Below are 11,392 nucleotides of genomic sequence, written 5' to 3' on the forward strand. Positions count from 1 at the left end.
TCCAACAAAATTGCAGTGTAGAAACTGTTTCAGAGGATCGGGTAGCAATGGCGCTGGTATATCTGGCGATGATCACATTTATGGTGCTGTTAGGTGGATGCGGTGATAGCGAAAGGAATACCGTTATCCTGACGCAGGGCACCTGTCTGTCAGCTGATCAGCATGATGCGATCAACAGCAACTATGGCTTTATCGTTGAGATGCAGAATGATATTGCAGATAAATATCAAATTAGGGCATCAACTCGAAAATATGTTCTGCAGGATACAGTCCGTCTCGGCAACACTCTGCCAGTCTTCGATCATTTTCTCAGGGTTACCGGTGCTCGAATTAACCTGAATTACGCTTTATTTGTTTCCAGTCCTGATCAAGCCAATAACAGGGCCGCGATAAAGGGCCTGATCGCTCACGAGCTTGCTCATGCCCAGCATTTTCTCTGCTTTTCCGGGCTGGAACTATTGCAGCTCGGGCTGCGTTACAGCGCTTATGAAAGAGCCCATTCCAGAAGCAAGTGGGCTTTATGGGTCAGGAGTTATGAGCGATTTACCGATCTTCAGGTTGTGGCCTACGGCTTCGCTGATGAGCTTGTCAGTCAGAAACAGAAAACGCTGGAATACCTGCAACAGCATCCTGATGAAGACGCGCTCTATGAATTTACTGCCTATCTGACCAGAGCAGAAATTCTGGCCGTCAGGGACAACTTATCTGCTTTTGACAAGATGTTGCATGAGATACTCGATCTTCTTGAGTGGCCGGTATTCAGAGAGATCGCCGCCAGATTTCCCAGTTGTAACTAAACCGCCGCAGTGATTCCGGTATCTGGCAGGGTGTTTCCGGTGGGGGTGAAAACAATGAAACCTGGCTTCAGGCCGCTATCCGGGAACTCGACGAAGAAACCGGATTAACCGGCACTGACTGGAAACAGCTGGATGCCCTGTGCATGTTGCCCGGAATTTATTATAAGGGGCATGAACGGTGGGAGGATCACCCCTATGTGATTCCCGAGTACTCATTCTCGGTGCAAGTTGATACCGAGCCGGTGCTTTCAGATGAGCATAGTGAGTTTAAATGGTGTTCGGAAACTGAAGCCCGGGAATTGCTTGAATACGACTCCAACAGAATTGCAGTGTGGGAGCTGTTTCAGCGGATCAGATTTTTTTAGAGCTTGTTCATAATCTTTCGCGGATAGCGAGAATGTTGAGAAAAGTCCCAGATTCTTCGATTTTTCGAGGCGCATAGTGGTTCTATGTAACGAGGAAAAGCGGAGAATCAGGGGCTTTTATCGGCATTTGTAGCCCGCGATAAGATTGTGAACAGGCTCTTAGCGTAAAAGTCGAAATAGCGATGTTGAAATTATTACTTTTTATACCCGTATGCTTTGCTCTGAACATGACGCCCGGGCCAAACAATTTATTATCCATGAACAACTCTCGTTGTTATGGTTTTAAAGCGGCTGTTATCGCTGGACTGGGGAGAATCGTGGCTTTTGCTGTGATGATTTCACTCGCTGCTTCAGGTTTGGCTGTTATTTTGTACTCATCTGAAATGTTGTTCTTTCTGATAAAAATAGCGGGTGCACTTTATTTGCTCTGGATTGCCTGTCGCCTCTGGCTTTCAGGTTCAAGCCCCGTTACAGATATCACTCAAGGAAGAAGTCGTTTTGGACTGGCAAAGCAGGAGTTTTTATTAGCCGCTGGCAACCCCAAGGCTATTCTCATCTTTACTGCTTTTCTGCCTCAGTTTGTCGATATAACCGCCAATGTAAGTGAACAGTTTTTGGTTCTGGGTATCACGTTTTTAGTGCTCGAACTGTTTGCCATAGCAATCTACGCAATGTTCGGCATTTATCTAAGGCATTGGTTTTCAAAGCCTGAAATGGCAAAACTCTTTAATAAAGGTTGTGCTGTGTTCCTTGGATTGTCTGGTGGCAACTTGCTATTAACACAGCAGCAATGAAACTGAAAAAATTATAATCCGGCTGAACCTGCAGTCCCGGAATTTATAGCCGGACACACCAGGGGATTGTGTCACTGTTACCTGCAGGTTCTTTGCCGTTCGCTCACTAAAAAATGAATACAACAATAAATATATATACGGTGAATGGTTTTGTTTGAAACAATTGCAACCCTGTCCGGCTTGATCGCAACAGTCTGGATTACTGCTGGTGTTATATTGGCGGCCCGGTTTTACCCGGGTTACGACCATTCCCGCCAGTTCTGCAGTGAACTGGGCGCTGCCGGCAGCCCTACCGAGAAGCTTTCTCCTGCCATCAACAACTATCCACTCGGATTTTTGTTTTGCCTGTTTGGCTGGCATCTTATCCAACTGTCAGAAGCTGGCACTGCAATAGCCATTGCCGGGCTGTTAATTATTATTCATGGCATCGGCACCTGGGTGGCAGGCTTTTTCCCGATGGATAAGGATCCCTATACCAAAACACCAAGCTTTAACTGTAAGGTACATTCCTGGGCCGGGTTTATAATGCTGCTGTCGCTACTTGTAGCCCCGCTGTTTGTAGCGTTCAGTCCGGAAATTGCTGATATTCCGCTATGGTTCCGAGTCTGTTCAGTGGCCACTGTGGTGCTGGCCACTTACTATCTGGTGAAAATGGCCAGGGCAGTTAAAACACAGGGACAGGTTGGCACCTGGCAGCGGATCTCCTACTGGATCAAACTGATCTGGTTAAGTGGCTTGTCGCTGATGCTGTGGTTGGGATAATGCCAAAAGCCATTGGGCAGCTTTGAGCAATGCAGTAAAACACAAGGATTCTGACAGCATGGTCAGTGTAGAAGAACACTATGATGCGTTATTGGCTGATGTCTATACATGGCTGATGGGCGGTTTTGAGCAGGCCAAAGCAAACAACATTCAGTTTTTCAACGACAGAATGCTGTCGCCCACACGATCAGGCAATGCCTTTGATCTGGGTGCAGGTTCCGGGTTCCAGACCATTCCGCTGGCAGAAGCCGGTTATCATGTCACCGCCATTGACTTGAGTGACAAGCTGCTTGACGAGTTGCGAGGCCGGGCAGGAAACCTGCCGGTTAATACGGTTCAGGACAATATTCTGAACCTGCACAAATACATCAAGACACCTGTTGAACTGATTGTATGCATGACCGATACCCTGACGCATTTAAGATCAAGGGAAGAGGTTCAGGATCTCTTCAGCAAGTCCTTTAATACACTGGAAGCCGGTGGAAAGCTCGTGCTGACCTTCAGGGATTTATCTGAAGAGCTGATTGATACCGAACGTTTTATCCCGGTCAGAAGCGATGACAATATTATCTTTACCTGTTTTCTGGAGTATGAAGCAGACACGGTGAAGGTTCACGATATTGTCTATATCAGAACCGGAAACGAGTGGACTTTACATAAGAGCTGTTATCGCAAGCTTCGAATTTCAGGTCTTTGGGTCAAAAACCAGCTCAGTCAAACCGGCTTTACGATTCAGGAATTTAGTTGCCAGCAGGGTTTCACAACAGTTGTCGCGGAGAAACCCGCCGTTTGACATCAATAGCATTCCCCTGCTCTATCAATACCGGGAAGTCAGCCATGGAAAAGATTCTGGTAAGCGCTTGCCTGCTGGGCAATAAAGTCCGTTACAACGGCAAAGACTTGCTATGTGACGAAGAGATTCTGCTGCAGTGGTTGAATGAAGGTCGGGTTATTCCGTTCTGCCCGGAAGTTTCGGCAGGCCTTCCAACGCCCAGAGCACCGGCGGAAATACAGCACGGCGGTGGTGACAACGTCCTGACCCATCAAGCCAGAGTAATTGCCAATACGGGTGATGATGTCACAGCACAGTTTATCGCGGGTGCAGAAAACACCCTGAAAACATGTCAGGACAATCAGATCCGGATTGCCATACTGACCGAGTCCAGCCCGTCCTGTGGCAGTACGACAATCTACAACGGACAGTTTTCCGGTACCAAAGTAACCGGCACTGGAGTGACAACCGCGTTGTTGATGCGGCATGGTATCAGGGTGTTCAGTCAGCACAGCATTCGGGATGCTGCTGCATTGATTGGATATTAAAAGCCAGAAACCTGAAGATCCCAAAAGAAGTATCTATGAGTGAACTTGCATCAAGAAAAAGACCGGGTGTAGAAATTGCCAGTGCCACCTTCGCCGCCATTGTATTTTGCTTATTGGTCAGTATGGAAGGCGACAGCATGATCGTTGCGATTTTGGTGTCATCAGCAATGATTCTGGCTGCTGTTATGCAGTCCCTGTATTTCTACCGCAAACCGGCAGCATGGGTTCAAGACGGTGTACTGCACCTGAAGGCCTGGCCACTCAGCATCACCAGAATCACCTTGAGTGAGGTTGAACAGGCCACGTATGAAACAGGTCATAAAATGCCTGAACGTGGTGGTTACCGCGAGTTCCACCAGCTCAAGTTAAAGCTGGAAAACAGGTCGGAATGGGTGCTCACAGTAACGGATCAAGCTGAATACATACAAGGCTTGCGGTTGTATAAATATCTCCAGCAGGCACTGCCTCAGGTCAAGCTGGTGAAACGTTCCTCACGCTCTTGAACAACATCAATGCAATAACAAGACGTCATCAGAAATGAATAAGCTCTCCGCCTTAATGGGTGCAAAACTGGAAAGCATATGTGAAAGTACCGCTACGTATGAAGACACCGATAACAATACAACGCCACTGAAGATTAAAGGTCTGTCATTGGCCTTTGACAAGGGCTCGCTGGTAATTGAAAACCCCTATCAGCTTGCTGGAGCACCCGACCTAGATTCACTGATTGGTTCAAGGATCATCGATGCCATCGCGGGTGATATTGAACTGTCACTGGCTTTCGATAATTCTGCCAAAGTATCTGTTTCGCTGAGGGATGAAGACTTTAGCGGACCAGAGGCCGCCAGCTTCACACCTCTTCAGGGGGATATCATTGTCTTCAATTAAAGTACAACACATTCTGTCAGTGCATTATCCCGACAAAAAGCCATGAGTTTACCGAAATTCAAATACCATCCGGATCCTCTACAAACAGGGTCTGTCATAGAATCAGAGATTGAGTGCGAGTGCTGCGAAAAAGCCCGAGGCTATATCTATACCGGACCAGTATATGCTGAGGAAGAGCTTGATGACTGCATTTGTCCGTGGTGTATCGCCAGCGGCAAGGCATATGAAATGTTTGATGCCGAGTTTACTGACTATGACGGCATTGGCAATTATGGTGCCTGGGGGGATATTCCCGACAGCTTCAAGGAAATTGTGGCCAGGAGAACCCCCGGTTTTCTCGGCTGGCAGCAGGAACGATGGTGGGCACATTGTGGTGAAGCTGCCGCATACCTGGGGGCTGCAGGTAAGGATGAAATTGAACAATATGGGGCGCGGCTAAAACAGCAGCTACAACAGGAAACCGATTTTAACGATACGCAGTGGGCTGCCTATTTTGAAAACCTGTCGAAAGACGACTCCCCTACCGCCTATATTTTTCAATGCCTTCACTGCGGTGAGCTAGGCGGTTATTCGGACTGTCATTAGAACATCCTTAACACGTCATGAGTTTCTCTCCCTGCTGCTGAAACTTTATGTTGCGCCTGCCATTCAGATTCGACGATGAAGGAATCCCGCCCATGCTTAAAGTCATGATTAAATGACTGGGAAACTATAGTGAAGCATTTTCAAAATCCATCCAGTAACTTTTTGTACGAAGCCAGCTTTAATGAAAATCGAGCATTACCAACAATTCACAGAATTCGAGGCCAGGGGCCTGAAAAAACAGGCAACAGCAGCTATCCGGGCATTTATAGATTCATTTGATGACAGTGAAGAAATCGAAGCCTGGGTCTGGAAGTATCTGCCCGGTTTGAAAAGAAACCGTAATTCAAGAATCCGCCACGAGATTTTCCATGAGCTGGTGTATCCCGTTCTGAAAGCAGGGTATGAACGCGACGATTTCGACTGTACCCTGTGGTTGGGCAAGCTGTCACAGAACCTGTACCAGTCACGCAGGCTGCACGAAGAGTCAGGATGGATCAGTGCGCAGGAATTATATGAAAAATGCCATGAAATTGACCCTGAAAACAGCGAAGTCAGGCTGCTCCTTCTTGGCTCCATCATATCCTGGCTGGAATATACCGAGCATGAATGGCCGGCCGGTATTCTATACGACAACAACGGCGCCACGCTTGAGCAGTGTGATGAGATAAGCGCTGAAGTTGAGAAAGTACTCAGGCTTGATCAGGAACAAAAATACACTGCATTTATCAGCCAATACACCCCGAAGCTGAAGCAGTACCGGACGAAGTTGGTCAATCGATAAGAAGCAGGTGCTTATTGCCAGAATAAGACACCGGATAATGAAGGACCCGAATCAATGAATATCGTCAAAGTAACCAACCGGATTGCACTCGCAACGGTCATCCTGCTGATGTACTGGGTGTTTATCTTTATCTGCTCCACCGTCTTTGGCTTCAAGGTGTTTCGGGAGAATATGACCGAGATGTTCTTTATGAGCATTGTCGGCATTTTCGCCATTCTGGGCGGCGCCATTATCCTCAATATCATGTTTAATCTGACGGCGATTGCTGAAGGCAGAAAGGCTGGGGAAAATAATACTGAGACCAAGCAATCCGCAAAGAATACCACACGCTTCTTTATGCTGTTTCCGGTATCTCTGGTGGTGATCTTCGCCCTGCTCTATGCCGGCGATCTGGCAACTTCCCGCAAAAACGAGCAATACCTGGTATCTTCAGCAGCGGATCTGCTGCAGGAACAAAACCAGATTATTGACCGACTCTCTGACTACACCTTTTCCCGTGAATATATTGAGCAGGCCAGTGAAGATATCAGAATCCTGGGAAGGGTCGAGGAGAAATTCCCCCAGATTACGGTTATTACCAGAGATCAGTTGATGGGCAAGCCTGTACTGCTCGGATTTACCGGTCATACCAACCTTGGCAAGAATGAAAAGGCTTTGAAAGCGGATTATATCCTCAGTACGTCAAGCGAGGAGCGCAAGTATCTGAATGCTGTTTTTGATGGTATCACCCGCGAGCACCGGTTCTCGTCCAGCGATGGTCGTCATGAGGTTTACTACCCGGTCACCACTGAAAAGGGCCAGGTCGTGATTCATCTGACCCGCTACAGCCGTTATGGCAAGATGGGCTCATAATCTGAACCGGGGATAACGGGATGCACGGGAGCGGTCAGCTTCCCCGTACCCCGGATACAGGTATCCGGACCCGCCTGAAATGTATCATTCGCTCGATGAAAAAGTGCATTGCCCAGTCATCCCGGGACAGCTCCAGTGAGAACGGCTTGGGATCGCGCTGAACTTCCTGAGTCCAGGCCTTGAGTATGATATTCTGCTCACAGTTAAATTTGATCAGATAACCACAGTTTATATCACAGTTCAGTATCCTGAACTCATCCAATGGCTTGGGTCGGAAGAATAGCATCAGGTATTTTCTGAACAGGAAACTTGCCGTCATACAATGCAGGGTCATGGTCTGTATATAAGTCAGACTCAGTTCTTCAAAGCGAGCTGAACGGCAGGCTGCATAGTTCAGCGCGGTATCATAATGTATCCGGTCAACCATACTGGCCAGAGACCGCAGTTCCGAATCAACTGCCGCGATGAGTTCATGATAAAGTGGATACCAGGCCGTTACTCCTTCTGGCAGATATACCATTCCAATAAGATCTTCAGGTGTCAGCTTCAAATCTTCATCTGCCATCCACCCCTGCAGATGATAGTTCCAGAGAGCATGAAACTGCAGGGTATCCAGCGCTGCAATAATATTGGTACGACTCTGTCTGGTAATCTGACTGCCTTTACCCGCAACACACTCGGCATACGCCAACTGGTTTTTTTGGGGGACATTAGTAATTTTTGCCAGGGAGTGAATATGATGCTTGCTTTTTTGTTTCTGGTATTTCGCTTCGATACAGTAACAAAACCGGAATTCAACAGCTGTTTTTTGAGTCGCATTATGAAGGCGCAAAGTATCAGTCACTCTGAAAAAACGGTTCGCAATAAATAATGCCAGTTGGGCTCGCTGCCTTCTGCCTGCACCTATCTGTTCCAGTAACGCTGCATCTGTTTCCAGAATCGTCTGAACGATTGTGTCCTTGGCGCCGGAATTCAGGTGCAAGGCAAAACCATCCAGGCAAACGAAAGTATTGAGACACAGCTTCAGCCATACAATTTCGTAGTCCAGCTCCGGCCGGGATTTTAGTAGTGAAACAGCTTCCGCGTTAAAGTCATGTAATGACTGTGCCAGCGCTCCACCACTGCGGCAGGGCAACCAGGTTCGGGAATAGCGCAGCCAGGACATCAAACATCCGGTACTCATCCCGCTACCGGGATCAATCGGATAACGCTGGCGGTCAAGCCACTCAGAGAGTTCGGGCCTGATCAATGGGCCAGTGTTCTCTGACCCCGTTTGGGATTTGATTAGTGATGCCCCGGGCTTCCCGTTATCTTCGGCTGGCAGCTCAATATGCTCAATACCGGTGGTTTCATCCTCATATTCCTGAATGATCTCAATGCACTCTGAGCCAACAGCAGGAAGTGTAATTTCCTTGGTATGTTCTGAAACATCTCCCGCCTTTTCCGCATCAGTGCTGTGATCAGTTTTCTCCGGTAGCTTCGACTGTTCTACCTCTTCTTGTGTCACCTGACTCAAAGAGCGATAGCTGTACCCCAGGCTTGTAAAGATACCGGCTCGTTCCTGATTAACTTTTTTTCGTTTACTGACATTTCTTGTCGCAAGTGATGATCCTTGCACTGAAGATACTGGCAGGTGCTGAGCCACCCTCCGCCTCAGTCCGGATCCAGCGGGTTCAAGATTGCTACCACTTTCTTTGGACCAGTTATACCAATAGGGTCGGGCGTGCTCTTCTTCCAGCATAGCCATCGTGAGTGGTTTGGGCTGTAACCGCACCATACCTGTGAAATCCGGATTATCACCGGCCGGATCACTGCCCGTATTATCCGCATCATCCGTGAAAACCCGGCATGTTTCTCGCACCCGTGCTAGAGCAATATCTTCCTTGTTTTGTTTTTTGACAACTAAAGGGTGAAGTTTTTTCTCACCTGACTGTTTCTCCGCTTGTTCCAGGTAGCGACAGAAATCGGTCAGACTCATGGAAGCATATTGATACTGCTTTCGCCTCCGAGGTCTGATTCTTTTAACCCGTTTTACCGCAATCGCCTTGTTGAACGCCTCTGAACCCAGAGCAGGAAATTCCTCTGCAAGACTCTCACCCGGTGGATTGGACGCCCCGGAACAAATAACCGAACGGTAATCTGCAGCCTTTGCTTCCTCTTGAGTCATACCCATTACTGTATTCTCAGTCACCGGGAAGGTCATTGGTGCGGCAGGTGTGGAATAATGGCCGGGAACATATTGCAAAGCCGGGTAGAGGCCGTATGGGGTCTGGATATATACCGGTTGAACCACGACCCAGCTGACAGAACCCGAAGTAGTGACTTCCTGTTGTAGATCCTGCTCACCAGCGAGGCGATAGACACCTTCGCTCTGTTTCGACTGCAGGCAGAAAAACCCTTTACGCTCTGTTATTTGAAGACAGTCCTCTTCTTTCAGCCAGCACTCAACATTCATTCTGTAAACATGACCATGCCAGTCATACAGATAAGGGGTTTTTTCCATATCAGCCAGATTCTGCCCGAGCATCATTCTTTTGCCGGGAATTAATACCTCAATACTCTGGTCACTTTGCTTCCAGCCAACGTCCCGGCTACACCAGATACTTTCGTCGAAAATAACCATCAGGTACTGGCTTAAAAACGCTACCAGCTCAGGTGATGTATCTTGTTTTACAGACAAGGTATCTATAATTGAAATGGCAAGATCTTCAATAGATACCAGTTTCATTTCTGAATACAGGAAAGCGGGATAATAAAGCAGTAAAAACCAAAGCAATGAGAATCTTTTTCTTATCATATGAATCTTCAACAGCTATTTATAACTGACTAAAGCAGACCAATGTTCATCACTCCTCAACGCCTGCAAAAATCACATCAAATGCACTTTCAAAATGAAAAAATACTGCCGGCGTCAATAGTCGTGCGCAGCTTTGAATAACTGAAGCGCAGAACAACGCCTTACCATGTTTCAGGTAATACAGCAGCTCCAGGTCCGATGACAGGTAAGGCAGTGGAGTTTCGAACGATAACAGTTCGGTGGTGTCATCCCGGAGCCCGAGTTTAAACATTCTCAAAAACATCAGGGACTCAATTCTCCAGTGGCATGCTGTTTCTGGCAGTTCTGCAACCGTCCAGGCCTGAGCCTGCATATTTGAAAGCGCTGACAGTGTCAGCAGGAAACCATACAGCTCGTCCTGAAAGACCGCTCCCCGACACGATTTAATGACGGCCGGATAAATCTCGGCTTCTCGCATATAAAGCTCAAGAGCAGCATCCGTCAGTGTGATATCAAGGCAAGTATTGCCCTTTGCTGTAATCCATTTCACCGAGAAAGCCGGGGTTTCATTCTCATCCATTAACCCCAATGTCATGAATACCGGAAAAGCCTCCAGTCGGAATTTCATGACATGATGATGCAGCAAGCCTGCTTCTTCTTGAATAACCCATGGAAAACGCCCGGCATCAACGGGTTCTACAGAGTTAAACCAGCAAAAGAAATCATCCTGCACCAGAGCGTACAATTGTGCATTGGCTGAAACACTGATAAAGATAAGCCCAAGTACAACATGACATAATGTCTTGACTGACACCTGCATACCCCGGAACAGTCAGCCAGCTAAAGCTGCCTGCAACAAAGATAGACTAAAATCTCAATTATCATGCATCTTTAATCATAAGATAATCTCTTCACTCCCGATCAGAAAAACAATATTTCAATGCTGACAATCAGAAAATATAAACAAAGCGAAGCGTCTGAATTATGGAATATTTTCTTTAATACCATTCGCAGGATCAATAGCAGGGATTACACTGAAGCCCAGGTTCGAGCATGGGCACCAGATACATTTGATGAAACAGCGTGGCAGCAACGGATGGCAGCAATTGACCCGTTTGTTGCCCTGACCGACAACAAGATTGCAGGCTATGCTGACATTCAGCCTGATGGCTATATCGACCACTTCTTCTGCCATGCGGATTACCAGGGACGGGGTATTGGTAGCGCCCTGATGCAACACATACTGGCAACAGCTGAAGTGAATTAAATTACCCGTTGCTACTCCCATGCCAGCATTACCGCCAGACCGTTTTTCGAGCACTTCGGGTTTGAAGCAATAAGACGGCAACATGTGCGTATTAGAGGCGAACAACTCACTAATTATGTAATGGAAAAAGCGTTGTAATATATCGCAACAATCCCTGAAAACAGCAGCAGCGGACAGCACAACTAGGGGCTGTTGACAATTAGAC

At 47.4% G+C, this 11,392-nt stretch carries 14 protein-coding genes; 12 read left to right on the plus strand and 2 right to left on the minus strand.

Annotation, left to right across the window (positions count from 1 at the left end; genetic code table 11):
- Positions 1-47: 47 nt before the first annotated feature.
- The 11 genes from ACYZZ0_RS04095 to ACYZZ0_RS04145 all read left to right on the plus strand — a co-directional run bounded on the left by ACYZZ0_RS04095 (position 48) and on the right by ACYZZ0_RS04145 (position 7,144).
- Positions 48-797, plus strand: a complete 750-nt coding sequence (locus ACYZZ0_RS04095; protein WP_461535308.1) for a hypothetical protein — start codon at positions 48-50, stop codon at positions 795-797.
- A gap of 20 nt (positions 798-817) precedes the next feature.
- Positions 818-1,162: an NUDIX hydrolase gene (locus ACYZZ0_RS04100; protein ID WP_461535423.1), complete on the plus strand. Its 345-nt coding sequence runs from the start codon at positions 818-820 to the stop codon at positions 1,160-1,162.
- 176 nt (positions 1,163-1,338) lie between these two features.
- Positions 1,339-1,956, plus strand: a complete 618-nt coding sequence (locus tag ACYZZ0_RS04105) for a LysE family translocator (protein WP_461535424.1) — start codon at positions 1,339-1,341, stop codon at positions 1,954-1,956.
- Positions 1,957-2,106: 150 nt separating this feature from the next.
- Positions 2,107-2,718, plus strand: coding sequence for a DUF998 domain-containing protein (locus ACYZZ0_RS04110; RefSeq protein WP_461535309.1), 612 nt, complete (start codon positions 2,107-2,109; stop codon positions 2,716-2,718).
- Between the two features lie 58 nt (positions 2,719-2,776).
- A complete protein-coding gene (locus ACYZZ0_RS04115) occupies positions 2,777-3,511 on the plus strand; it encodes a class I SAM-dependent methyltransferase (protein ID WP_461535310.1) in 735 nt (244 codons plus the stop codon).
- 44 nt (positions 3,512-3,555) lie between these two features.
- The gene (locus tag ACYZZ0_RS04120) at positions 3,556-4,038 is read left to right on the plus strand and encodes a 2-thiouracil desulfurase family protein (protein ID WP_461535311.1); all 483 of its coding nucleotides are present in this window, start codon (positions 3,556-3,558) and stop codon (positions 4,036-4,038) included.
- A gap of 35 nt (positions 4,039-4,073) precedes the next feature.
- Entirely contained in the window at positions 4,074-4,541 is a 468-nt protein-coding gene (locus ACYZZ0_RS04125; protein WP_461535312.1) for a hypothetical protein, read from the plus strand.
- Positions 4,542-4,575: 34 nt separating this feature from the next.
- A complete protein-coding gene (locus tag ACYZZ0_RS04130) occupies positions 4,576-4,926 on the plus strand; it encodes a hypothetical protein (RefSeq protein ID WP_461535313.1) in 351 nt (116 codons plus the stop codon).
- A 42-nt stretch (positions 4,927-4,968) separates the two neighbouring features.
- Positions 4,969-5,511 (plus strand): CbrC family protein, encoded by a 543-nt coding sequence (locus tag ACYZZ0_RS04135; protein ID WP_461535314.1) that lies wholly within the window; start codon positions 4,969-4,971, stop codon positions 5,509-5,511.
- A 181-nt stretch (positions 5,512-5,692) separates the two neighbouring features.
- Positions 5,693-6,292, plus strand: a complete 600-nt coding sequence (locus tag ACYZZ0_RS04140) for a hypothetical protein (protein WP_461535315.1) — start codon at positions 5,693-5,695, stop codon at positions 6,290-6,292.
- A 54-nt stretch (positions 6,293-6,346) separates the two neighbouring features.
- Positions 6,347-7,144 carry a hypothetical protein gene (locus tag ACYZZ0_RS04145; protein ID WP_461535316.1) on the plus strand — a complete coding sequence of 266 codons (798 nt, stop codon included), beginning with the start codon at positions 6,347-6,349 and terminating at the stop codon, positions 7,142-7,144.
- 34 nt (positions 7,145-7,178) lie between these two features.
- Here ACYZZ0_RS04145 and ACYZZ0_RS04150 read toward each other — a convergent pair whose 3' ends face one another.
- Both ACYZZ0_RS04150 and ACYZZ0_RS04155 read right to left on the minus strand, forming a co-directional pair.
- Complete coding sequence (locus tag ACYZZ0_RS04150) at positions 7,179-9,872, minus strand: hypothetical protein (RefSeq protein ID WP_461535317.1); 2,694 nt, start codon at positions 9,870-9,872, stop codon at positions 7,179-7,181.
- A gap of 118 nt (positions 9,873-9,990) precedes the next feature.
- Positions 9,991-10,734, minus strand: a complete 744-nt coding sequence (locus ACYZZ0_RS04155; RefSeq protein WP_461535318.1) for a hypothetical protein — start codon at positions 10,732-10,734, stop codon at positions 9,991-9,993.
- A gap of 126 nt (positions 10,735-10,860) precedes the next feature.
- On the opposite strand from ACYZZ0_RS04155, the gene ACYZZ0_RS04160 reads away from it, so the two are divergent.
- Positions 10,861-11,187, plus strand: coding sequence for a GNAT family N-acetyltransferase (locus tag ACYZZ0_RS04160; RefSeq protein ID WP_461535319.1), 327 nt, complete (start codon positions 10,861-10,863; stop codon positions 11,185-11,187).
- Positions 11,188-11,392: the final 205 nt, after the last annotated feature.

Source organism: Spongorhabdus nitratireducens (genome assembly GCA_947387575.1).
Taxonomy (GTDB): Bacteria; Pseudomonadota; Gammaproteobacteria; order Pseudomonadales; family Endozoicomonadaceae; genus CANDOC01.

Bases quoted from the DNA above. Each gene is read 5' to 3' on its own strand.
- ACYZZ0_RS04130 (WP_461535313.1), top strand. From the start codon at position 4,576: ATGAATAAGCTCTCCGCCTTAATGGGTGCAAAACTGGAAAGCATATGT.
- ACYZZ0_RS04120 (WP_461535311.1), top strand. From the start codon at position 3,556: ATGGAAAAGATTCTGGTAAGCGCTTGCCTGCTGGGCAATAAAGTCCGT.
- ACYZZ0_RS04115 (WP_461535310.1), top strand. From the start codon at position 2,777: ATGGTCAGTGTAGAAGAACACTATGATGCGTTATTGGCTGATGTCTAT.
- ACYZZ0_RS04150 (WP_461535317.1), bottom strand. From the start codon at position 9,872: ATGAAACTGGTATCTATTGAAGATCTTGCCATTTCAATTATAGATACC.
- ACYZZ0_RS04125 (WP_461535312.1), top strand. From the start codon at position 4,074: ATGAGTGAACTTGCATCAAGAAAAAGACCGGGTGTAGAAATTGCCAGT.
- ACYZZ0_RS04135 (WP_461535314.1), top strand. From the start codon at position 4,969: ATGAGTTTACCGAAATTCAAATACCATCCGGATCCTCTACAAACAGGG.
- ACYZZ0_RS04145 (WP_461535316.1), top strand. From the start codon at position 6,347: ATGAATATCGTCAAAGTAACCAACCGGATTGCACTCGCAACGGTCATC.
- ACYZZ0_RS04140 (WP_461535315.1), top strand. From the start codon at position 5,693: ATGAAAATCGAGCATTACCAACAATTCACAGAATTCGAGGCCAGGGGC.
- ACYZZ0_RS04160 (WP_461535319.1), top strand. From the start codon at position 10,861: ATGCTGACAATCAGAAAATATAAACAAAGCGAAGCGTCTGAATTATGG.
- ACYZZ0_RS04095 (WP_461535308.1), top strand. From the start codon at position 48: ATGGCGCTGGTATATCTGGCGATGATCACATTTATGGTGCTGTTAGGT.